Annotated in this window: 17 protein-coding genes and 1 pseudogene; 9 read left to right on the plus strand and 9 right to left on the minus strand. The window is 71.4% G+C overall.

Annotated elements, in window-relative coordinates:
• Together glnII and glsA are read right to left on the minus strand one after the other, a co-directional pair.
• Positions 1-724 (minus strand): glutamine synthetase (glnII, locus tag ACWGKT_RS36545; protein WP_356151590.1); only part of this gene is annotated, 724 nt, incomplete at its 3' end.
• A gap of 117 nt (positions 725-841) precedes the next feature.
• On the minus strand, positions 842-2,401 hold the full coding sequence (gene glsA, locus ACWGKT_RS36550) for a glutaminase A (protein ID WP_453277027.1): 1,560 nt from the start codon (positions 2,399-2,401) through the stop codon (positions 842-844).
• Positions 2,402-2,849: 448 nt separating this feature from the next.
• On the opposite strand from glsA, the gene ACWGKT_RS36555 reads away from it, so the two are divergent.
• On the plus strand, positions 2,850-4,136 hold the full coding sequence (locus ACWGKT_RS36555) for an ammonium transporter (RefSeq protein ID WP_453277028.1): 1,287 nt from the start codon (positions 2,850-2,852) through the stop codon (positions 4,134-4,136).
• Between the two features lie 25 nt (positions 4,137-4,161).
• On the opposite strand, the gene ACWGKT_RS36560 is transcribed toward ACWGKT_RS36555, so the two are convergent.
• Entirely contained in the window at positions 4,162-4,533 is a 372-nt protein-coding gene (locus ACWGKT_RS36560) for a PPOX class F420-dependent oxidoreductase (protein ID WP_356151596.1), read from the minus strand.
• Between the two features lie 190 nt (positions 4,534-4,723).
• Here ACWGKT_RS36560 and ACWGKT_RS36565 point away from each other — a divergent pair, with 190 nt between their 5' ends.
• Complete coding sequence (locus ACWGKT_RS36565; RefSeq protein WP_356151598.1) at positions 4,724-5,965, plus strand: SGNH/GDSL hydrolase family protein; 1,242 nt, start codon at positions 4,724-4,726, stop codon at positions 5,963-5,965.
• Here ACWGKT_RS36565 and ACWGKT_RS36570 read toward each other — a convergent pair.
• Both ACWGKT_RS36570 and ACWGKT_RS36575 read right to left on the minus strand, forming a co-directional pair.
• A complete protein-coding gene (locus ACWGKT_RS36570) occupies positions 5,952-6,434 on the minus strand; it encodes a DUF456 domain-containing protein (RefSeq protein WP_356151600.1) in 483 nt (160 codons plus the stop codon). The two genes, ACWGKT_RS36565 and ACWGKT_RS36570, sit on opposite strands and share 14 nt — an antisense overlap.
• Before the next feature lie 47 nt (positions 6,435-6,481).
• Positions 6,482-7,485, minus strand: a pseudogene (locus tag ACWGKT_RS36575) (helix-turn-helix domain-containing protein).
• 419 nt (positions 7,486-7,904) lie between these two features.
• Here ACWGKT_RS36575 and ACWGKT_RS36580 point away from each other — a divergent pair.
• The 3 genes from ACWGKT_RS36580 (at position 7,905) to ACWGKT_RS36590 (ending at position 12,104) form a co-directional block, all read left to right on the plus strand.
• The gene (locus tag ACWGKT_RS36580) at positions 7,905-9,452 is read left to right on the plus strand and encodes a protein phosphatase 2C domain-containing protein (protein WP_453277029.1); all 1,548 of its coding nucleotides are present in this window, start codon (positions 7,905-7,907) and stop codon (positions 9,450-9,452) included.
• Positions 9,453-9,527: 75 nt separating this feature from the next.
• Positions 9,528-11,270: a pyruvate dehydrogenase gene (locus ACWGKT_RS36585; RefSeq protein ID WP_453277030.1), complete on the plus strand. Its 1,743-nt coding sequence runs from the start codon at positions 9,528-9,530 to the stop codon at positions 11,268-11,270.
• A 405-nt stretch (positions 11,271-11,675) separates the two neighbouring features.
• Complete coding sequence (locus ACWGKT_RS36590; RefSeq protein ID WP_356151608.1) at positions 11,676-12,104, plus strand: ATP-binding protein; 429 nt, start codon at positions 11,676-11,678, stop codon at positions 12,102-12,104.
• A gap of 63 nt (positions 12,105-12,167) precedes the next feature.
• Here ACWGKT_RS36590 and ACWGKT_RS36595 read toward each other — a convergent pair whose 3' ends face one another.
• Together ACWGKT_RS36595 and ACWGKT_RS36600 are read right to left on the minus strand one after the other, a co-directional pair.
• The gene (locus ACWGKT_RS36595) at positions 12,168-13,202 is read right to left on the minus strand and encodes a DUF2637 domain-containing protein (protein ID WP_453277031.1); all 1,035 of its coding nucleotides are present in this window, start codon (positions 13,200-13,202) and stop codon (positions 12,168-12,170) included.
• Between the two features lie 315 nt (positions 13,203-13,517).
• Positions 13,518-14,357 (minus strand): (2Fe-2S)-binding protein, encoded by an 840-nt coding sequence (locus ACWGKT_RS36600; RefSeq protein ID WP_453277032.1) that lies wholly within the window; start codon positions 14,355-14,357, stop codon positions 13,518-13,520.
• 187 nt (positions 14,358-14,544) lie between these two features.
• On the opposite strand from ACWGKT_RS36600, the gene ACWGKT_RS36605 reads away from it, so the two are divergent.
• Positions 14,545-15,345 carry a GntR family transcriptional regulator gene (locus ACWGKT_RS36605; protein WP_453277033.1) on the plus strand — a complete coding sequence of 267 codons (801 nt, stop codon included), beginning with the start codon at positions 14,545-14,547 and terminating at the stop codon, positions 15,343-15,345.
• 16 nt (positions 15,346-15,361) lie between these two features.
• Here ACWGKT_RS36605 and ACWGKT_RS36610 read toward each other — a convergent pair whose 3' ends face one another.
• The gene (locus ACWGKT_RS36610) at positions 15,362-16,144 is read right to left on the minus strand and encodes a hypothetical protein (RefSeq protein ID WP_453277034.1); all 783 of its coding nucleotides are present in this window, start codon (positions 16,142-16,144) and stop codon (positions 15,362-15,364) included.
• Positions 16,145-16,297: 153 nt separating this feature from the next.
• Positions 16,298-17,971, minus strand: coding sequence for a PucR family transcriptional regulator (locus ACWGKT_RS36615; RefSeq protein ID WP_235458426.1), 1,674 nt, complete (start codon positions 17,969-17,971; stop codon positions 16,298-16,300).
• 343 nt (positions 17,972-18,314) lie between these two features.
• Here ACWGKT_RS36615 and ACWGKT_RS36620 point away from each other — a divergent pair, with 343 nt between their 5' ends.
• The 3 genes from ACWGKT_RS36620 to ACWGKT_RS36630 are packed head-to-tail and all read left to right on the plus strand — an operon-like array spanning position 18,315 to position 22,191.
• The gene (locus ACWGKT_RS36620; protein ID WP_356151620.1) at positions 18,315-19,205 is read left to right on the plus strand and encodes an FAD binding domain-containing protein; all 891 of its coding nucleotides are present in this window, start codon (positions 18,315-18,317) and stop codon (positions 19,203-19,205) included.
• Entirely contained in the window at positions 19,205-19,804 is a 600-nt protein-coding gene (locus ACWGKT_RS36625) for a (2Fe-2S)-binding protein (protein WP_453277035.1), read from the plus strand. The genes ACWGKT_RS36620 and ACWGKT_RS36625 overlap by 1 nt, the downstream gene beginning before the upstream one ends.
• Before the next feature lie 2 nt (positions 19,805-19,806).
• Positions 19,807-22,191 (plus strand): xanthine dehydrogenase family protein molybdopterin-binding subunit, encoded by a 2,385-nt coding sequence (locus ACWGKT_RS36630; protein ID WP_453277036.1) that lies wholly within the window; start codon positions 19,807-19,809, stop codon positions 22,189-22,191.
• Positions 22,192-22,213 lie beyond the last annotated feature (22 nt).

A 22,213-nucleotide genomic window follows, 5' to 3' on the forward strand; every position in this document is an offset into this window, starting at 1 on the left:
TCGCGTCGTAACCCTCGCGCATCGCCTTGGTGGAGAAGTTGGTGTGCGCGCCCGCGCCGTTCCAGTCGCCCTTCACCGGCTTGGGGTCGAGGGTGACCGAGACATCGAAGTCCTCGGCGGTGCGGTAGAGCAGCCAGCGGGCCACCCACAGCTGGTCGGCGACCTCGATCGGCGACAGGGGGCCGACCTGGAACTCCCACTGGCCGGGCATCACCTCGGCGTTGATGCCGGAGATGGACAGGCCCGCGGCCAGGCAGTGTTCGAGGTGCTGCTCGACGATGTCACGGCCGAAGATCTCGTCCGCGCCGACACCGCAGTAGTAGCCACCCTGCGGGGCCGGGAAGCCGCTCTGCGGGAAGCCGAGCGGACGGTCGCCCTCGAAGAAGGTGTACTCCTGCTCGATGCCGAAGAGGGGAGCCTGCGCCGCGAAGCGTTCGGCAACCACCGTCAGCTCGGCACGGGTGTTGGACGCGTGCGGGGTGCCGTCGGTGTTCAGGACCTCGCACAGCACCAATACGTCGTCGCCGCCTCGGATCGGGTCCGGGCAGGAGTAGACCGGTTCGAGCACGCGGTCCGAGGCGTGGCCCTCTGCCTGGTTGGTGCTGGAACCGTCGAAGCCCCAGGTGCTCGGCTCGGCGCCGTCAGCCAGGACCTTCGTCTTCGACCGCAGCTTGGCGGTCGGCGACGTGCCGTCGATCCAGATGTACTCAGCGCGGTAACTCATGATTCTTCTTTCCGGTGATTTTCGGGACAGGGAAGATCCCGGCCCCGTCTCATGGGGTGATGGCTCTGGGGGTGCGGCAGATCGGTGGCGCGAGTTCGCCCGGGATCCGCTTCGCGGTCAGGCAGTCTGCTTCCTGGCTCTGGTGGACGCGGCCTCGCTGTCGGTCGCCCGCTTCAGGGCTTTGCCGACCTGGGTGTGGCGTCCCTTCTCCGCGTCGCTCAACGGCGTGCCACCCCAACGGTCGACGGCCGCGAGCTCGGCACCCTGCTGCAACAGGTACGCGACGACGTCGACATGCCCCTCGGACGCTGCCAGGTGGAGCGCCGTGCGCCCGTCGTAGTCGCTGGAGGAGGGCATGACTCCGGAGGCCACACAGGCCCGTACTCCGTCGAGGTCGCCCTTGCTGGCCGACCACAGCAGCCGCATCGTTCCTTCGATCGCCGACTGGTTCTTCTTCAGGCGTGGGTCACGCTTGCTCCCCTGGTCGTCGCCCACGAGGGAGTCGTACACGTGGAAGTTGTACCTGGCGACCAGTTGCTTGCAGAACTCGATGCCGCGCACGGAGTTGCCCAATGAGTCGAGCCGGGGTGACCAGATGGCGATCCCCATGACCTGGGGCACGACGAGCATGAGGGCACCCGAGACCCCGCTCTTCGCCGGCAGCCCGATGGTGAAGGCGAACTCACCGGAGTAGTCGTACATGCCGCAGGAGGACATGAGCGAGAGGCATTTCTGTACGGTGTCGGTGGAGAAGACCCGGTCACCCGTGAGCGGCACGACCCCGCCGTTGGCGAGGGTGGAAGCCACGGAGGACAGCGCGGCACCGTCGAGTTCGACGGAACAGCACTGAAAATAGAATTCCAGGGTCTGGATCAGATTCGTGCCGACCGGGAAGGCACCGTGCTCGCGCATGAAGTAGCCGAGGGCGAAATTGCGGTCAGCCGTCTGTCGCTCCGAGAGGTAGACGGCGTTGTTGAAACCGATGGGGCTGCCGCCCGCCAACTGGCGCCAGGTGTCCGCGACGTAGTCGAAGCGGTCGGCGATGTCGAGTGAGGGCTCGATGAGTGAGCAACTCATGATGGCACCAGAGTTGATCATGGGATTGTGCGGGAGTCCGTTCCCGTTCACCGACAGTTCGTTGAAGCCCAGACCGCTCGGTTCACGGCCCACGTGCCGGTGGACCACATCGGCGCCGTGTCCCTCCAGCGTGAGGCAGTAGTTGATCGGCTTGCAGACCGACTGCACGCAGAAGTTCACGCCGACGTCACCGATCGTGAAGCGTTGACCGTCCACCGTGCAGACGGCGATGGCGAATTGGTCGGGAGGTACCCGTCTCAGCTGGGGGATGTAGTCCGCAACCTTCCCCCGCTTGTCGGGCAGCAGACTCTCGTAGATCTCGGTGATGTCCGCCGTGAAGGAGGCGAAGTCCGGGATGACGAGTTCGCCGGTGATGGCCCGGGCCAGCAGAGCCTCGTTCCTGTGGCACAGTTTGGTGAATCCCGCGAGGTCCAGCAGCTGTTCGCCAGGGGCGCCCGACGCGTCCTGCCCGGCCCACAGGTGCCCGAGGCGTGGGTCGTCGGGGGTGATGCCCGCCTGACGGAGCCGGTCGATGATCTCATTCCGGCTTATGCATCCGTCTGCGTCCTTCTTGAACGACTGGAACAGCTCGCGCACCATGTCGGGATCTCCTGACGTGGGCTTCACCGAGACATGCTGAGCGGTCGCGGCGTGAGAACGGGTACCGGCGCGCCTCACTTTGTGATCGCCTCCCGTTTCGCCCATGGCGGCACCTCTTTCATTCGCATCCGTGCTCCCCGAAGCACTGCTGTGTGATCTCACCTCACAATGCCGATGATGTCCGTGCAAGCCACAGGACCACCTATGGTCAAACCCTTCGGTACGTAAGTCGCCCGCATGGTCAGCGCCTCTCGGTGACACCGAGGTTCCTTCACCGCCCACCGAACCTTCAACCTGCACGGAACCGAAGTCTTTGTCCTCATCGGTGGTGGCAGGTTGTCGCGTCACCGTGTCAATTGATCACATGGGCATCGGAGTTCGGCCGACGACCGCATTTCACCGTCCCTGGCGATCCGGGACGCGGTTCCATCCATCAGGAGAAACAGATTTGAACAGCGCAGACACCGCCTTCGTATTGATCAGCGCCGCGCTCGTCATGTTGATGACGCCCGGTCTCGCGTTCTTCTACGGCGGCATGGTGCGGGTGAAGAGCGTCCTCAACATGCTCATGATGTCCTTCGTCTCGCTCGGCATTGTCACGGTGCTCTGGGTGCTCTACGGGTACTCGCTCGCATTCGGTGACGATCTCGGGGCCGGACTGCTGGGCGGCTTCGACCACATCGGACTCAAGGGCATCGACGCCGGCACGTTGACCAATGGCAAGGACGGCATCCCGGTCTTCGCCTTCGCACTGTTCCAGCTCATGTTCGCCGTCATCACTCCGGCTTTGATAAGCGGAGCCCTTGCCGACCGAGTGAAGTTCAGTGCCTGGGCGGTCTTCATCAGCCTGTGGGTCTCGCTGGTGTATTTCCCTGTCGTCCACTGGGTGTGGCAGGCCGACGGCTGGCTGTTCAAGCTCAAGGTGATCGACTTCGCTGGTGGGGCAGCGGTCCATATCAACGCCGGCGTCGGCGCACTCGCAGCGGTGTTGGTGGTGGGCAAGCGGATCGGGTTCAGGAAGGAGCCCATGCGTCCTCACAGCCTGCCTCTGGTCATTCTGGGTGCGGGGCTGCTGTGGTTCGGGTGGTTCGGGTTCAATGCCGGTTCCGCCTTGGCGGCCAATGGCGCGGCGGCCACCATGGCTCTGAACACGCAGATCGCCGCAGGCGCCGCGATGCTCGGCTGGCTGGCTTGTGAGCGGGTCCAGCAGGGTGCGTTCACCACCCTGGGCGCTGCTTCCGGGGCGGTCGCCGGTCTGGTGGCCATCACTCCGTCGGGCGCGCACGTCAACGCCTTCGGAGCGATCCTCATCGGCGTGGTGGCGGGTGTGCTGTGCTCCTGGGCGGTAAGCCTGAAGGACAGGCTGGGCTACGACGACTCCCTGGACGTCGTCGGTGTCCACCTGGTGGGCGGCCTGGTCGGCACCCTGCTCGTGGGAGTCCTGGCCATCAATGGCGTCGGCGGCCTGGGGCAGTTGGGCAGGCAGGCGATCGGCGCGTTCTCGGTGATGGGCTTCTCCTTCGTCGTGTCCTGGATCCTTGCGAAGACCGTCGACGCCACGATCGGGTTCCGGGCCGTCGAGGAGGACGAGACCTCTGGGGTCGACCGGGCCTTCCACGCCGAGAGCGCCTACGACTTCACCCTGTTGGGCGATTCGTTGGCCGAGCACACCACGGTGCTCGTCGGCGGTACCGACGCGACGATCACGCTCGGGCGGCAGAAGACGGGTGGATGAACGAAGTTCATCCCGGCGGCGGCGCCTAGGCGTCCTCCAGCCCCCAGCTCTGGATCCGGCGCGGGTGGACCCGGATCACCTCCTCGCTGAGGTGCGGGCCCAAGTCGTGTGGTCCGGTGAGGAGTTCGGCCTCGCCGCGGATGTCGATGCCGCGGACCTTCCAGGGCTTCACGCTGACGACGTCGTCGACGACCAGCGCGATCTTCGGATTCTTCCGGAGGTTGCGCCACTTCTTCGTGGTGCCCATCGCGTACCCGCCGATCAGGATCGTCCCGTCGTCCTGCGGGAAGAACCCCACGGGGTTCGCCTGCGGCTGCCCGTGCTCGTCGACGGTGGCCATCCGGCCCAGCCGCTGCGTGCGCAGGTACGCGCGTTCGGCCTCGCTGAATTCGGTCATGACGGCAGCCGAACACGCCCGGCCGCCCGGCACATCGGCTCAGCGCCCTAGGACGCTCGCCCTGGTACGCCGCGCGGACCGTCGGTCTCGTACGCCATGCGGGTGTCATGGGTGGTGATGTGCCGTCCGTCTCCCGGTCCCGTGTGTCACCGTCACCTCCGGCGGGCCATCGGGAAGGGCGGGCGCACACATGCTCAAGGGTGGACGGGTCCTGGTGCCCCGGGGCGGACGGGTGTGCGCGGTGGCGCTGCTGGCCCTGGTGGGCACGACCGTCCCGGCCACCGCCGACTCCCTCCCGCCCACCGTCGACTCCGCGCCCGCGCACTGGACCGGCACCTGGGAGACCGCGCCCTCCGGCACCACGCCCGCCCTGCCCGGCGCCGCCGTCCGCAACGTCGTGCACACCAGCGTCGGCGGAACGGCCCTGCGCATCCGGCTGAGCAACCGGCTCGGCACCTCCCCTCTCGTGCTCGGCGCGGTCACGGTCGCCCTGCGCCGGGCGGCCGGCCCGGACGCCGTACCGGGCTCGATGCGCACCGCCACCTTCCACGGTGCCCCCACGGCCGTCGTCCCGGTCGGCAGCGACCTGGTCAGCGACCCGGTCCCGCTGGCCGTACCGGCCGCCGCCGACCTGCTCGTCACGGTGCACACCCCGGGCGACTCCGGCCCCGCGACCTTCCACCGCACCGCCCTGCAGACCAGCTACGTGGCCGCCCACGGCGACGGCCGGGCGGCCGACGAGGACGGCGCCGCCTACACGGCCACCACCGCCCACTGGTACTACGTCACCGGCGTCGACGTCGACGGTCCGGCAGCCGGCAGCGTCGTCGCGTTCGGCGACTCCCTCACCGACGGCAACGGCTCCACCCCCGACGCCAACCACCGCTGGCCCGACCTGCTCGCCGAACACCTCGGCCCGCGCCGGTACGGCGTCCTCAACGCCGGGATCTCCGGCAACCGACTGCTGCGGGACGACGTGGCGCCGAGCGCGCTGTCCCGGCTCGACGACGACGCGCTGTCCCGCTCCGGGGTGCGCCTGCTGGTCGTCCTGGAGGGCATCAACGACATCAAGGGCACCCCGGCGGCCACCGACGCGGACGCCTTCGCGGCGGCCTACCGCACGATCGTGGCCCGCGCCCACGCGCGCGGCATCCCCGTCCTCGGCGCGACCCTCACCCCGTACGGCGGTTACCCCGCCTACACGGAGACCGGGGAGGCGGTACGGCAGCGGGTCAACGCCCTCATCCGCGCGGGCGGCCTCTTCGACGCGGTCGCCGACCTCGACGCCGCCGTCCGCGACCCGGCCCGGCCCGAAAGGATCCGGGCCGCCTACGACCCCGGCGACCATCTGCACTTCAACGACGCGGGCATGCGGGCGCTGGCCGACAGCGTCGCCCTGGCCGGCTTCGGGCAGCCCGTCAGCCCCGGATGACCGCGGTGAGCCACGCCGCCGCGATCAGCAGGCAGGCGAACAGCTCGGCCAGCACACTGGACCCGCCCGAGCGCATGGTCGTCCGCAGCGCGGCCATCGCGCCCCCGTGGCTGCCCAGGCGCAGGCGTTCGTGCAGGTAGATCCCGGCCATGAAACCGGGCACCGCGCCCAGCACGGGCACCACGACGAAACCGAGGAGCGCACCGAGCCCCGCGTACACCGCCATCCGGGGCGTGGCGCCGCTCTCGCGCAGCCGGCGCGGCGGCAGCGCCCAGCGCACCACCTGGGCGAGGAACAGCACGAGGGTGGCGCCCACCAGGACGCCCCAGGCCACCGGCCGCGGATCCGTCAGCGCCCACCACAGCACCGCGGCCCACACCAGCCACGAGCCCGGCACCCCGGGCACCAGCACTCCGCACAGGCCGAGCACGATCACCAGGCCGACCAGCAGGAGTTCCCACACTCCCATCTGCCCAGCGTGCCGGAGCACGGGAGCGGGCGCAGGTCACGGACGGGTCAATCCCTGGCGTCCCTGACGTCCCGGGCCACCCAGCCCCGCTCGTAGGCGTGCCAGCCCAGTTGCAGCCGCGTCGTCACGCCGGTCAGCTCCATCAGCCGTTTCACCCGCCGCTGTACGGTCCGCAGGCCCAGGTCGAGCTGTTTGGCGACGCTCGCGTCGGTCAGCCCGGCGAGCAGCAGCGACAGGACCTCCAGGTCGGTGGTGTCGGGGCCGTCCGGCTGTTCCTCGGTCACCCCGGACGCGCCGAGCCGCAGCGGCAGCGCCTGCCGCCACACCGACTCGAACAGTCCGCACAGCAGCTCCAGCAGGCCGCTGGCGTGCACGACCAGCGCGGCCGGTCCGGCGGTGCGCGAGGTGAGCGGCACCATGGCCAGGGAGCGGTCGGCGACCACCAGCTTGGTCGGCACCTGTTCGACGACCCGGACCTGTTCGTCCCGGCCCAGCGCCGCGGTCAGCTCGGTGATCCCGTCGGGCAGGTCGAGCACCGCGCGCTCGACGACCACCCGGTAGCGGACCCCGCGCCCGGCGGCCTGCTCCTCGGCGTCGTTGTCCATGCCGGAGACGACCAGCGGGTTGCCGGTGACCAGCGCGCACACCTCGTCGCTCGCGCCGAGCTGGAGCTGCAGGAAGCGAAGCGCTGGGTGACCGCCGCCGCCCCGGTCACCACCTCGACCAGGTCGTGCACGGCGGGCTCGGCGGCGGCCGCCCGGTACTCCTCGGCGAGCAGCGCGGTGGCCAGCTCGGCCTTCTCCAGCTCGTGCCGCTGCTGGGTGAGCAGCGCGCCCAGGGCCACGCCGGGCGGGGCCGCGACCCAGCGGCCCGGGCGGGCCGAGGACTGGGCCGCGAGGCCCTGCCGCTCCAGCCGGCGCAGGGCGCGCTCGGTGTCCTGCTCGCCGAGTGTCAGGCGCCGCGCGAGATCGGGCACGTCGGCCGCGCCCACGGACACCAGTGCCCGGTACGCCGCCTCGTGCGTCTCGTCCAGCCCCAGCGCTGCCAGCATCAGCCCCTCGTCCCTCCCCGCCCCACGGTCCAAAGGCGGGCCGCGGTGGCGGAAACCGGCCACGGCGCAAACCCGCCGCGGCCCATCATCGCCGTACCACCGGTCACTCCGCCAAGGTGACGTCACCGCAGAGTTGATCACGGCGCCGGGCACGGACGGGTGCGGGGAAAGTGGTTCACGCTCTGGGTCCCTGGATGTCGCCGGGCGGTCCTCCCGTGGGGGGTGGGGCCGCCCGGCGGCCAGGACGGTGGCTTGTAAAGCCCACGCGGACCGCGCTGTTCGCGTGGTCTTGACGCGTACCGCCTTGATTCGTACGGGAGTTCACCGGATCCCTCGACGCGCCGTTCGCGGGGCGCGGGTGCGCCGGTTTTTCCGGATGCCCCGTTTTCATGCGGCCCGTGCGGTGGACAATTAGGGGCATGAGTCAGCAGGGGGGTAGGCCCACCCGTCAAGAGGACGACTGGTGGGGGGAGTTGTACGACGACTCCACCGAGGACACCGGGGCCACGGCCACGGGTGATTCGGTGGACGACCGGTTCGCCTCGGCGTCGGACACGCTGGGTGGGCGCCGGGCTGCGGGGCGGCAGCCGCGGGACGGGGACGAGGGGCCATCGCGCCCGCGCGCGCCCTGGGAACCGCCGCCCGCGCCCCCGCCGGGCCCGGCGGCCGTCCCGCCCGGCCCGAAACCCCCGGGGTTCACCGACCTCCCACGCCCCGACCGCGCCCCCACGGACACCCCCGCCCCGGAGGCCCCCGCCGCCCGGACCGCACCCGAACCGCCCCGCCACCCCCCGGCGCCCGCGCCCAGCGCCGCGGCGCCCTCCCCGGGGGATCTGGACCTGGGGGATCCCGACGCCCTCTCCCGGGACGACGGCCCCACCGACGCGCCGGCCACCGAGTTCGTCCCACCGGACCCGGACGCCCCCGCCTTCGCCCCCGCGCCGGGCGGCAGGCACGCCGCCACCCGGCTCGACCTTCCCGTCCCGCCGCCCGCCGCCACCGTCGACTACGTCGGGTCCGGGCCGCCCACCTACGACGCCGAGCCGACCGCGCTGCCGCCCGCCGACCCGGACGGACTGGACGATCTCGTGGCGGACACCGTCCTCGACGGGGCCCACTACGGGGCCTGCACCCTGCGGGCCGTGTCGGTGCGCGGGGACTCGGCGCGGTACCGGGGGGAGCCACGGCGCGACGCGCTGCTCACCGCGCGGTTCGGCACGGGGGAGCAGGCGCTGGTCCTCGTCGCGGTGGCCACCGGCGCCCGGGCCACGTCCGGGGCGCACCGGGCGGCCGCCGAGGCCTGCCGGTGGATCGGGCGGGCCGTGGGCCGCAGCCACCAGCGGCTCGCGGCGGACATCCTGGCCGCCCGGCGCGGCGATCTGAAGTCGGGGCTGCACCGGCTCACCGACCGCAGCCTCGGCAAGCTGCGGGCCAGCGCCACCGAGCAGGGCGTCGATCCGGACGAGTACGCGGCCAGCCTGCGCTGTCTGCTGCTGCCCGCCGATCCGCAGTGCCGGACCCGGGTGTTCTTCGGCGTCGGAGGGGGCGGGCTGTTCCGGCTGCGGGACGGGGAGTGGCAGGACATCGAGCCGAGCGTCAGCGCCGCCGACACCACCGGCGAGGCCGTCGTCGGGTTCGGCGCGCTGCCCGCCGAGACGCCCGAGGGCGACCGGCTCACCATGGACCTCGGCATCCCGACGCCGCCGAGCCCGTACGAACTCGCGCCGGAACCGCCCCGCGAACCCTTCCGGTTCCGGGCCTCGGTAGCCCGGCCGGGTGACGCGCTGCTGATGTGCAGCGGCGGCCTGGCCGACCCGCTGCGCGGCGAGCCCGCCCTCTGCGCCTATCTGGCCCGGCGCTGGTCGGGCGGCACTGCGCCGGGCCTGGCCGCGTTCCTCGCGGACACCCAGGTGCGGGTCAAGGGGTACGCCGACGACCGCACGGTGGCCGCGGTCTGGGAGGCGTAACCGCGACCCCTGTGAATTCATGGAATCCGCGGGGCACTGACGGACACGCCGGAGACGAAGGGGCACGCGAGAGCCATGGCCAAGCAGAACGTCGCCGAACAGTTCGTCGACATCCTCGTCCGGGCCGGGGTGCGCCGGCTGTACGGCGTCGTCGGCGACAGCCTCAACCCGGTCGTCGACGCCGTGCGCCGCAACTCCGCGATCGACTGGATCCACGTACGGCACGAGGAGACGGCCGCCTTCGCGGCCGGCGCGGAGGCCCAGATCACCGGGAAGCTCGCGGCCTGCGCCGGCTCCTGCGGCCCCGGCAACCTGCACCTCATCAACGGCCTGTACGACGCCCACCGCTCCATGGCCCCGGTACTCGCCCTCGCCTCGCACATTCCGTCCAGCGAGATCGGCCTCGGCTACTTCCAGGAGACCCATCCCGACCAGCTGTTCCGTGAGTGCAGCCACTACTGCGAGCTCATCTCCAACAGCAAGCAGATGCCCCGGCTGCTGCAGACCGCCATCCAGCACGCGATCGGACGCAGCGGGGTGAGCGTGGTGGCCCTGCCGGGCGACATCGCCTCCGAGCCCGCCCCGGAGAAGGCCGCCGAGACCGCCCTCGTCACCTCGCGGCCCACCGTGCGCCCCGGCGACGCCGAGATCGACCGGCTCGTCGAGATGATCGACCGGGCCGACAAGGTCACCCTGTTCTGCGGTAGCGGCACCGCCGGCGCCCACGCCGAGGTGATGGAGTTCGCCGGGAAGGTCAAGTCCCCGGTGGGGCACGCGCTGCGCGGCAAGGAGTGGATCCAGTACGACAACCCGTACGACGTCGGCATGAGCGGTCTGCTCGGCTACGGCGCCGCCTACGAGGCCACCCACGAGTGCGACCTGCTGATCCTGCTCGGCACCGACTTCCCGTACAACGCCTTCCTGCCCGACGACGTGGCCATCGCCCAGATCGACGTACGGCCCGAGGTGCTCGGCCGCCGCTCCCGCCTCGACCTGGCCGTGTGGGGTGATGTGCGCGAGACGCTGCGTTGTCTGATCCCGCGCCTGAAGCCCAAGGAGAACCGGCGCTTCCTCGACCGGATGCTGAAGAAGCACGCGGACGCGCTGGAAGGGGTCGTGAAGGCCTACACGCGCAAGGTCGAGAAGCACGTCCCGATCCACCCCGAGTACGTGGCTTCCGTGCTGGACGACATGGCCGACCAGGACGCCGTGTTCACCGTGGACACCGGCATGTGCAACGTCTGGGCGGCTCGCTACATCTCGCCCAACGGCCGCCGCCGCGTCATCGGTTCCTTCTCGCACGGCTCGATGGCGAACGCGCTGCCGATGGCGATCGGCGCCCAGTTCGTCGACCGGCGCCGGCAGGTCGTGTCGATGTCCGGCGACGGCGGGTTCTCCATGATGATGGGCGACTTCCTGACCGCGGTGCAGTACGACCTGCCGGTCAAGGTCGTCCTCTTCAACAACTCCTCGCTCAGCATGGTGGAGTTGGAGATGCTGGTCGCGGGACTGCCCTCGTACGGCACCACGAACGTCAACCCCGACTTCGCCGCCGTGGCCCGCGCCTGCGGCGCCTTCGGCCTCAGGGTCGAGAAGCCCAAACAGCTCGCCGGCGCCCTGCGGGACGCCTTCCGGCACCGCGGCCCGGCCCTGGTCGACGTCGTCACCGACCCCAACGCGCTGTCCATCCCCCCGAAGATCAGCGCCGAGATGGTCACCGGCTTCGCGCTCTCCGCCTCGAAGATGGTGCTGGACGGAGGTGTGGGACGCATGGTCCAGATGGCCCGTTCCAATCTGCGCAACGTGCCCCGGCCCTGACCGGAACCGCGCGGTACGGAACCGGTGGATTCCGGCCAGATTCGCGGGGCCGTAGAGCCTCTCGGGACAAGGAACCGGACGCCCTGATGCCGCGCCGGACGCGGCCGGATCGGCGGAGCGGAATCGGTAGGCCCTTGACGGGACGCCCGTGGCGGCGTACAGCGGGGCCCACGTCCGGAACCCCGGTGCGCTCGTGGTCCAGCCCGCGTGGAGCCGCGCCGCAGTCGTGGCCGAAGAGCCGGTTGTTGACTTTTCGACATGACTGCCCCGGTGTGGACGGGGCATGGATCCCCGTGAACGTGTTCGATCAGGAGGGGTACCGGCAACAGCGTGCGGGCGGGGGTCATGAAGAGGCAGGCACGAGGAGGCGGTCCCGCGACCATCGGGGCCTCCTCGGTGAAGTCAGTGGGGGAAGAGACCGACAGCGCGACGGAACGGGAACCGGCACACCCACCGCAGTTGAAGCGCCGGCTGGAGCGGGCGGACCTGCGGGAGGTGCCGGCGGCACGCAGAGCACTGCGCGAACTCCTGCGGCACTGGGGGAAACCGGGGCGCTCCGAGATCGCGGAACTGCTCACCAGCGAACTCGTCACCAACGCCCTCGTCCACACCGACCACGACGCCGTGCTGACGGCGGTCGTCGGGCCGCGTGGACTGCACGTGGAGGTACGGGACTTCGTCGCCCGCCGGCCCCGGGTGTGCGCACCGAGCCCCGACGACGACGCGCACGGCCGGGGTCTGGTGCTCGTGCAGTCGCTGGCGGACGCGTGGGGCGTACGGGCGCACGGCGTGGGGAAGTCGGTGTGGTTCGAACTCGACGCGGAAGCCGCGTGACCAAAGGGGTGGGGGCGTGACCGTCAAGGTCACGCCCCCACCCCGGATGTCGTGCGACCGGTCCTAGCCGAACTGCTGCTCCAGATCCTTGAGCTTGCGCTCCAGGGAGTCGAGTCGCGGCAGGGCCATGGTGTCGTCCTCCGCGGTCAGGTCGACGGTGATCGGGTCAGACCCTTTGCGGACGGGCTGAAGGGAGGGCCGTGAGCGTACGGGCAGTTGCTCCGGCGCGGATATGGCAGGCTCCGCGGTGACCTGACCGGAATCGCGTTCCAGCTGCATCTCCACCTGCCGGTCGCCACCCCGGCCGACGAAGCCGCGGTGCCCCCGGCTGATGGCCTTGAGCTGGGCGCGCTCGACCCGCTGCTGCTCGCGGCGACGCAGTCGCGTCTGCTCCTTCTGGCGCTGGTCCTCGCGCACCTCCTCGACCGCCTCGTCCAGGCTGCGCACGCCCTCCAGGAGCATCAGCGACCAGGCCTTGTAGGTCTCGCGGGGGGCCCGCAGCCAGCGGACGATACGGATCTGCGGCAGTGGACGCGGCACCAGCCCCTGCTCGCGCAGCGCGGCGCGGCGGGTCTGCTTCAGCGCGCGGTCGAAGAGCACGGCCGCGGACAGCGACATGCCGGAGAAGAACTGGGGCGCGCCGTCGTGGCCCATGCCCCGGGGCGCGTGCACCCAGTTGAACCAGGCCGCTGCACCCGCGAACGTCCATACGAGGATCCGGGAGCCGAGGGCCGCGTCGCCGTGGCTGGCCTCGCGCACCGCGAGGACCGAGCAGAACATGGCCGCACCGTCGAGGCCGAACGGCACCAGGTACTCCCAGCCGTTCGTGAGGCCGAGGTTCTGCTGGCCGAAGCCGACCAGGCCGTGGAAGGAGAGTGCCGCGGCGACCGCCGCACAGCAGAACAGAAGGACATAGGAGGCGGTGCCGTATATGGCCTCCTTGCGCCGACGGCGCTCCTCGCTGCGCTCCCACGAGTCGTCCGCGCTCGCGTCCTTCCCCGAGGAGCGCTTACCGCGCGCAAGCACCGCAACCGCCGCCAGCATGCCCAGGAGCAGGACGGCGCCCGGAAGCAGCCAGTTCAGCGATATGTCTCTCATCTGGGGTCCCTTGCATTGGGATAGGGCGTAACGCCCGCCATAGTGGCCCAATTCCACCGGCCCTCAGGGGGTTTCGGGGCAAGAGGCCGCCAAGGAAGTGCAAGGGGATGCCCAGGGCGACGTTCTGCTCGAACTGCCGCTTGAGGGGCGGGAGTTGAGTTCGAATAAGACTACCCGTACGGATGGTTCCGCGGAAAGTTCCCGCGACACGTGAGGAAGTTGTGAATTACCTGTCCCCGAACGGGTGTCCCAGCCGTGGACGATCCTAGTGGATGCCGGGCCGTGCTCTGTGCCATCGACGTACCTGAGGGAGCGTCAAGCAACAGTCCTGGCAGTCGATTTGGCGACACGGTCGGCCGTGCCGGTGCGCGGGCAGGTCGCACAGATGTCCGGTGGCCGCAGCGTGTAGAACATGCAGCAGCTCACCCGGTCCCGGGTGCACTCCGCCCCGCCGTGCGGACCGGCGGACTCACGGAAGGCGGCCGAGCCGACGTACGGGCTCGTCGCGCCCGGCAGCAGCAGCTCCAGCTCGCGCACGGCCCGCCGCTCCTCGGTCCCGCCGAGCAGCCGTGCGACGTACCAGAGCCCCTCGATGAGCTCGTCGGTCGCCATGCCCCACAGGGCGCGCCCGCGCCGCCGCAGGCGCGGCCCGAACCCGGCGAGCACGGGTTCCAGGTGCTCGGCCACCGCCGCCCGCACCTCGGCCCGCAGCGCCTCCTCGTCGGGCACGACGACGCCGCCCGGCAGTGCCGCCGCCGGGTCGCCCGGGAGGCAGGCGAAGGAGACGGGGCGTGCGGCCATGCGGCCGGCGGTGCGGTCGTACGAGACGTTGGTCACGGGGAACCGGGGCGCGCGGCGGTGCAGGAACCACGGCACGGTGATCAGCAGGCAGGCCGGCCAGGCGTACCGGTGCAGGCCGAAGCTCGCCAGGACGTCCGGGCGGGCCCGCTGTCCGTAGTCCCGCAGCACCTGCGCCTCGTCCCACCCCAGGAACCCGTCGAGGGCGCCGCCGCCCTCGGCGAGCGCGGCGGCGGTCACCCAGTCGTTTCCGCGCGGGACCGCGTCCTCGGGGCCCACCTCCGTGACGGTCAGTCCCGGGTGGACCTCGCTGAGGCAGGCGTACGCGGCGGAGACGGCCGAGGCGGGAGCGGGCATGGCGGAACCATCGATCAGCGATCGCGAACCAAGGAGGCAGGTAAGGCTTACCTTATCTGCTCCGTCAGGGGTGCGATCGGATATTGATTCGAAGTTTGAACTATTGCCTCGTGCGCCTAAGGTGCTTGACGGACAAGTAACAACCCGTCGTTAATGACCCGAGTGCCCACAGTCGGAGGAGGACCCCGTGAAGCAGCACGCGCACGGCTCCGCCGTGACGGGGGCACCGGACCGTACCGAGGGCGTGACCCGGGTGCCGGCGCAGCCGCGGGCCGAGGACGTGACCCGGGAGCGGGACACCTCGGTGCCCGAGGCGCGCGGCGAACACACGCACGGTGAGCGGCCCATCCCGCAGCCCCGGGTCGTCGTCCAGCGCGCCTCGGTGCGCGGGCAGATACTCGACGCGCTGCGCACCGCGCTGGTCACGGGGGAGCTGACGCCCGGCGAGGTGTACTCGGGGCCCACGCTCGGCGAGCGGTTCGGGGTCTCCGCCACGCCCGTGCGGGAGGCCATGCAGCAGCTCGCGCTGGAAGGCGCGGTCGAGGTCGTGCCGAACCGCGGGTTCCGGGTCGTCGAGCGGGGTGCGCGGGAGCTGGCCGAACTGGCCGAGGTCCGGGCCCTGATCGAGGTCCCGGTCGTGCTGCGCCTGGCCCGTACGATCCCCGCCGAGCGCTGGGCCGAACTGCGCCCCCTCGCCGAGGACACCGTCCGCGCCGCGTCCTCCGGCTGCCGCGCCACCTACGCCGAGTCGGACCGCGCCTTCCACGGCGCGGTCCTGGCCCTGTCCGGTAACGAACAGCTCGTCCACATCGCCCAGGACCTGCACCGCCGGTCCCAGGGGCCCCTGGTCGGCGGCCCGGCCCGGCCCGTCCGCATCGACCTCCTCGCGGACGCGTCGCACCACATGGCGCTGCTGGAGGCCCTGACCGCACGGGACCTGGACACGGTCCGGGCGCTGGTGGGGGAGCACTTCACCGCGGGCGTGTGACGCCTCCCCGCGCCCCTCAGGCCGTGGCCGCCCCCGGCGCCGGCGGAGCCAGCTGGCGGGCCAGCCAGGTCGGTACGCCCCCGAGCAGCCGGTACAGCCGTCGCGCCTCCTCGCGCAGCCGGGACGCCTCCGGCTCGGCCTCGGTGTCGGCGAGGGAGGCCAGCGCGGGGGCCGTACCGACCAGGTAGCCCAACTCCTCCCGGATCCGCAGGGATTCCGCGAAGCCGTGCCGCGCCTCGGCCAACTCGCCCTCCCGCAGGGCGAGTCCGGCCAGGTGGCGCCAGGTGAAGGACAGCAGCAGCGGGTCCGAGTGCGCGGTCGCGGCGGCGTGCGCCCGGCGGTAGGCGGCGCGCGCCGCCTGCGGGGAACGGGCCAGGTTCTCGGCGAGCAGACCCCGGCGGAAGTCCAGCAGGGCCCGCCCCGCCGCGCCCGGCGGAATCAGGGCGGCCGCCCTGCCGAGCGCGGCCCGCGCCTCGTCGGCCCGGTCCCGCACCCCGTGCAGCGTGGCGGCGTACGCAAGTTGCCCGCGTTCACAAGCGGCCGCGCCGCGCTCCTCGTCGGTCCGGGCCTGCGCCTCGGCCGTACGCAGCGCGTCCTCGGCCTCCTCCCAGCCCCGCTCGGTGTACAGACACCGTTCGACCAGCAGCCCGGCCCGTTGCAGCGAGGCCGCCGGGCCCTGTGGTGGGAGCAGCGCTGCCGCGTCGGCCCAGCAGGCCCGCGAGCGCAACCGCCATATTGCGGTCTGGAGAGGATCGTCACCTGCGGTCGTTCCGTTACCAGACATGGCGGGATGCGCCACGTTGCCCTCCCCGAGCACGCCATCGAGCTGTTGAGTGGTGGCGGCATTCCAACACCAATCTCCCGGCCGGGCCAAGAGGGTGGGTGAAGGATTTCACAAAGTCGTGGGGCCCGGGGGCCACTTGGCCTACAGCCGCCCCACGTCCGTGTGACCTCAGCTCATGCGCAGTGCCAGGAAGAAATCGAGCTTGTCCTCCAGCCGGGACAGGTCCCGGCCCGTCAACTGCTCGATCCGGCCGACGCGATAGCGCAGCGTGTTGACGTGCAGGTGGAGACGGGTGGCGCAGCGGGTCCAGGAGCCGTCGCAGTCCAGGAACGCCTCCAGCGTCGGGATCAGCTCGGCGCGGTGGCGGCGGTCGTAGTCGCGCAGCGGGTCCAGCAGACGGGCCGTGAAGGCGCGGCGGACGTCGTCCGGCACGAACGGCAGCAGCAGGACGTGGGACGCCAGCTCCTGATGACCGGCCGCGCACACCCGGCCCGAGCGGGCCGCGGCGACCCGGCGGGCGTGCCGGGCCTCCTCCAGGGCCCCGCGCAGCCCCTCCGCCGAGTGCACGGCCGCGCTGACGCCGAGCGTGAGCCGCCCGTCGTCGTCCAGACCGGCCGCCAGCGGGTCCCGTACGGACTCCAGGAGCGCGTCGGCGAGGATCCCGGCCTCCGAGCCGTCGTGCTCGGTCGAGACGGCCGGCAGCGGGACCAGCGCGATGGCCTCGTCGCCGGTGTGCGCGACGGCGATGCGGTCGGAGGGCTCGGGGCCGGTGGCGAGGGGATCGACCAGGATCTCCTCCAGCAGCGACTGGGCGACCGGGCCGCCCTCGACCTGTCCGCCGTCCCATTCGACGCGGGCCACGACGACCTGCCAGTGCGGGGCGGCCCCGAGACCGGGCAGCAGCACCGGCGCGGCCACCCGAAGGCGCGCGGCGATCTCGGCGGGCGCGGCACCCGTCTGCACCAGCTCCAGGACCTCCTGGGCGAGCCGCCGCCGCACCGTGCGCGAGGCGTCCCGCCGGTCCCGCTCGACCGCGATCAGCTGCGCGACGCCCTGGAGCAGGTCGAGCCGCTCCTCGGGCCAGTCACCGGCGTCCGCCTCGACGGCGAGCAGCCAGTCCGACAGCACCGTCTCGCGCACGTCCCGGGCGGCCTGCGGGGAGCGGCCGCTGCTGCGGATCGAGAAGAGCGAGTACGCCGTCCCGTCCAGCAGGAGGCGATGCGGTCCGCGCCGGCCCGAGCGGACGGCCGACAGGTGTTCGGCGGAGAGCCGGGCGCAGATCTCCGGCGGCAGGTCCGGGCCCGCGACCTTGGAGCCCGCGATGAGCCGGCCGGCGGGGGAGAGCACCCAGGCCCGCAGGTCCAGGTCGGAACCGAGCAGGTCCAGGACCACGTCCGGGCCGCCGCCGGCCGGGCCCGAGGTCATCATCCGGCGGTGCCGGTCCACCACGGCCGCCAGGTCCCCGGCCCGCTCGCCGCTGACCTGCCGTACGACGTGCTCGGTGATCGTCGCGAAGGCCACCGACTCGTGCACCGCGAACAGCGGCAGCCGGTGCCGGGCGCAGGCCAGCATCAGGTCCTCCGGCACGGCCCCGAGCTCGGCCTCACCGGCCGCGAGCGCCGCCACCCCGGCCTGCACGAGGATGCGGACGAAAGGCTCGGAGTCCGCGGCGTCCCGGCGCCAGGCCAGGCCCGTCAGCACCAGCTCGCCGCCGGAGAGGTAGCGGCTGGGGTCCCGCAGGTCGGTGGTCATGACACCACGTACGGTGCGGTCCAGCTCGTCCTCGCCGCCGAGCAGCCGCAGGCCCAGCGCATCGGTGTCCAGCAGTGCGCGCAGCCGCATCTCGTCGCCGCCGTTCCTTGTCTCGAAATCTACGATGAATCTTGGTGGGAGCCGTAGGAGGGACCCGGCGCGAGGGCACGGGAGCCGCGCGCTTCGGTTGCCAGGGCGTTTCCTGCGTTTCCACAGGAAAACGAAGAGGTTACTGATGACCTCCGTTCATACGAATCTACAAGATGCCCGCCCTGGCCAGCCAACTCCTTCATGGTTTCAGTGACTGACCCCGTCGGAGCACTGCGCTGTGTACTGACTCCACTCCGCGTTAACAGCACATGAACGAGCCGGGCCCGCCGCACACGGATTGGCTCAATCCGAAAGACCCACGAGACGAAGAAGAGAGCCGGTCATGGACTTCCTTCGCCCCGCCAGCTGGGAGGAGGCGCTCGCCGCGAAGGCCGAGCACCCCACCGCTGTGCCGATTGCGGGTGGCACCGATGTGATGGTCGAGATCAACTTCGACCACCGCCGGCCCGAGTACCTGCTCGACCTGAACCGCATCGGTGACCTCTACGAGTGGGAGGTCGGCGAGGACACCGTACGGCTCGGTGCGTCCGTCCCGTACACCCGGATCATGGAGAACCTGCGCGCCGAGCTGCCCGGCCTGGCCCTCGCCTCGCACACGGTCGCCTCCCCGCAGATCCGCAACCGCGGCGGCGTCGGCGGCAACCTCGGCACCGCCTCCCCGGCCGGCGACGCCCACCCCGCGCTGCTCGCGGCGGGCGCCGAGGTCGAGGCCGAGTCGGTGCGCGGCACCCGGCTCATCCCGATCGACGCGTTCTACACCGGCGTGAAGCGCAACGCGCTCGCCCCCGACGAGCTGATCCGCGCGGTCCGTATCAAGAAGGCCGACGGCCCGCAGCAGTACTCCAAGGTCGGCACCCGCAACGCCATGGTCATCGCGGTCTGCGCCTTCGGTCTGGCCCTGCACCCCGAGACCCGCACCGTCCGCACCGGCATCGGCTCCGCCGCCCCCACCCCCGTTCGGGCGAAGACCGCCGAGGACTTCCTGAACGCGGCGCTCGAAGAGGGCGGCTTCTGGGACAACGGAAAGATCATCACCCCGTCGGTCGCCAAGCAGTTCGCGGACCTGTGCTCCGCCGCCTGCAACCCGATCGACGACGTCCGCGGCACCGCGAGCTACCGCCGGCACGCGGTCGGCGTCATGGCCCGCCGGACGCTCACCTGGACCTGGGAGTCGTACCGCGGCACCCGCCCCGCCTCGGAGGGAGCTGCGTAATGCGCGTCAACTTCACTGTCAACGGACGCCCCCAGGAAGCCGACGACGTCTGGGAGGGCGAGTCCCTGCTCTTCGTGCTGCGCGAGCGGCTCGGGCTGCCCGGCTCCAAGAACGCCTGCGAGCAGGGCGAGTGCGGCTCCTGCACGGTTCGCCTGGACGGCGTGCCGGTGTGTTCCTGCCTCGTCGCGGCGGGCCAGGTGGAGGGCCGTGAGGTCGTCACGGTCGAGGGGCTCGCGGAGTTCGCCAAGCAGCGCTCCTGTGGGACGGGCGCCTGCGGCACCTCGCTGCAGGACGCGCAGCTGGGGGTCCCCCCGGGCGAAGCCTGGGGGAGGCAGGCCAAGGGCACCGACTCGCAGACCGGCGGGGGCCAGGAACTCTCCCCCATCCAGCAGGCGTTCATCGACGCCGGAGCCGTCCAGTGCGGCTTCTGCACCCCGGGTCTGCTGGTCGCCGCCGACGAGATGCTGGAGAACAACCCCAACCCGAGCGACGCGGACATCCGCGAGGCGCTGTCGGGCAACCTGTGCCGCTGCACGGGCTACGAGAAGATCATGGACGCGGTCCGCCTGGCGGCCGCCCGGCAGGCAGAGGCGGTCTGACCATGCCGACGAACGGCGCTCCCACCAAGATCACCCAGGGATCCCAGACCAGGGGCGGCATCGGCGAGTCCACCCTCCGCCCGGACGGCACCCTCAAGGTCACCGGCGAGTTCGCGTACTCGTCCGACATGTGGCACGAGGACATGCTCTGGGGCCAGATCCTGCGCTCCACGGTCGCGCACGCCGAGATCGTCTCGATCGACACGGGCGAGGCCCTCGCCACGCCCGGCGTGTACGCCGTCATGACGTACGACGACCTGCCGACCGACGTGAAGAACTACGGCCTGGAGATCCAGGACACCCCGGTCCTCGCGCACGGCAAGGTTCGCCACCACGGCGAGCCGGTCGCGATCGTCGCCGCCGACCACCCGGAGACCGCGCGCCGCGCCGCCGCCAAGATCAAGGTGGAGTACCGGGAGCTGCCCGTCATCACCGACGAGGCCTCCGCCACCGCCCCGGACGCGATCCTCGTCCACGAGAACCGCGACGACCACCACATCGGCCACGTCCCGCACCCCAACATCGTGCACCGCCAGCCGATCGTGCGCGGTGACGTGGCCCGGGCGGCGAGGAAGGCCGACGTCGTCGTCAAGGGCGAGTACTACTTCGGCATGCAGGACCAGGCCTTCCTCGGCCCCGAGTCCGGCCTCGCCGTGCCGGAGGAGGACGGCGGCGTCCACCTCTACATCGCCACCCAGTGGCTCCACTCGGACCTGCGGCAGATCGCCCCGGTCCTCGGCCTGCCCGAGGACAAGGTGCGCATGACGCTGGCCGGCGTCGGCGGCGCGTTCGGCGGCCGCGAGGACCTGTCGATGCAGATCCACGCCTGCCTGCTGGCCCTGCGCACCGGCAAGCCCGTCAAGATCGTCTACAACCGCTTCGAGTCCTTCTTCGGCCACGTCCACCGCCACCCGGCCCGCCTGTACTACGAGCACGGGGCGACGAAGGACGGCAAGCTCACCCACGTGAAGTGCCGCATCGTCCTGGACGGCGGCGCGTACGCCTCCGCCTCCCCGGCCGTGGTCGGCAACGCCTCCTCGCTCGGCATCGGCCCCTACGTCGTCGACGACGTCGAGATCGAGGCCATCGCCCTCTACACCAACAACCCGCCCTGCGGCGCCATGCGCGGCTTCGGCGCGGTCCAGGCGTGCTTCGCCTACGAGGCGCAGATGGACAAGGTCGCGAAGCGACTGGGTATGGACCCGGTGAAGTTCCGGCAGCTCAACGCGATGGAGCAGGGCACCATCATGCCGACCGGGCAGCCGGTCGACTCCCCGGCCCCGGTCGCCGAACTGCTGCGCCGCATCACGGCGATGCCGCTGCCGCCGGAGCGCCAGTGGGAGAGCAGCGAGGGCGCGGACGTACGGCAGCTGCCCGGCGGTCTGTCCAACACCACCCACGGCGAGGGCGTCGTCCGGGGCATCGGCTACGCGGTCGGCATCAAGAACGTCGGCTTCTCCGAGGGCTTCGACGACTACTCGACCGCGCGCGTGCGGATGGAGGTGGTCGGCGGTGAGCCGGTGGCCACCGTGCACACCGCGATGGCGGAGGTCGGCCAGGGCGGGGTCACCGTCCACGCGCAGATCGCCCGCACCGAGCTCGGTGTCACCCAGGTGACCATCCACCCGGCCAACACCGAGGTGGGCTCGGCGGGTTCGACCTCGGCCTCCCGCCAGACGTACGTCACCGGCGGCGCCGTGAAGAACTCCTGCGAGCTGGTCCGGGAGAAGGTCCTGGAGCTGGGCCGCCGCAAGTTCGGTACGTACCACCCGGCTTGGGCGACGGCCGAGCTGCTGCTCGAAGGCGGCAAGGTCGTCACCGACGGCGGCGAGGTGCTCGCCGACCTGGTGGACGTCCTCGGCGACGAGGCGGTCGAGATCGAGGCGGAGTGGCGGCACCGGCCGACCGAACCGTTCGACCTGCGCACCGGCCAGGGCCACGGCCACGTCCAGTACTCCTTCGCCGCCCACCGCGCGGTCGTCGAGGTGGACACCGAGCTCGGCCTGGTCAAGGTGATCGAGCTGGCCTGCGCCCAGGACGTCGGCAAGGCGCTCAACCCGCTGTCCGTCGTCGGCCAGATCCAGGGCGGTACGACCCAGGGCCTCGGCGTCGCGGTGATGGAGGAGATCATCGTCGACCCGAAGACGGCGAAGGTCAGGAACCCCTCCTTCACGGACTACCTGATCCCCACCATCCTCGACACGCCGACCATCCCGGTCGACGTCCTCGAACTCGCCGACGACCACGCCCCGTACGGGCTGCGCGGCATCGGCGAAGCACCCACCCTGTCGTCCACCCCGGCCGTCCTCGCGGCGATCCGGAACGCGACCGGGCTGGAGCTCAACCGCACGCCGGTACGACCGGAGCACCTCACCGGCACCGCGTGACAAGCCCTCCGGGCGGCGCACG

The organism is Streptomyces sp. NPDC054794, assembly GCF_053611585.1.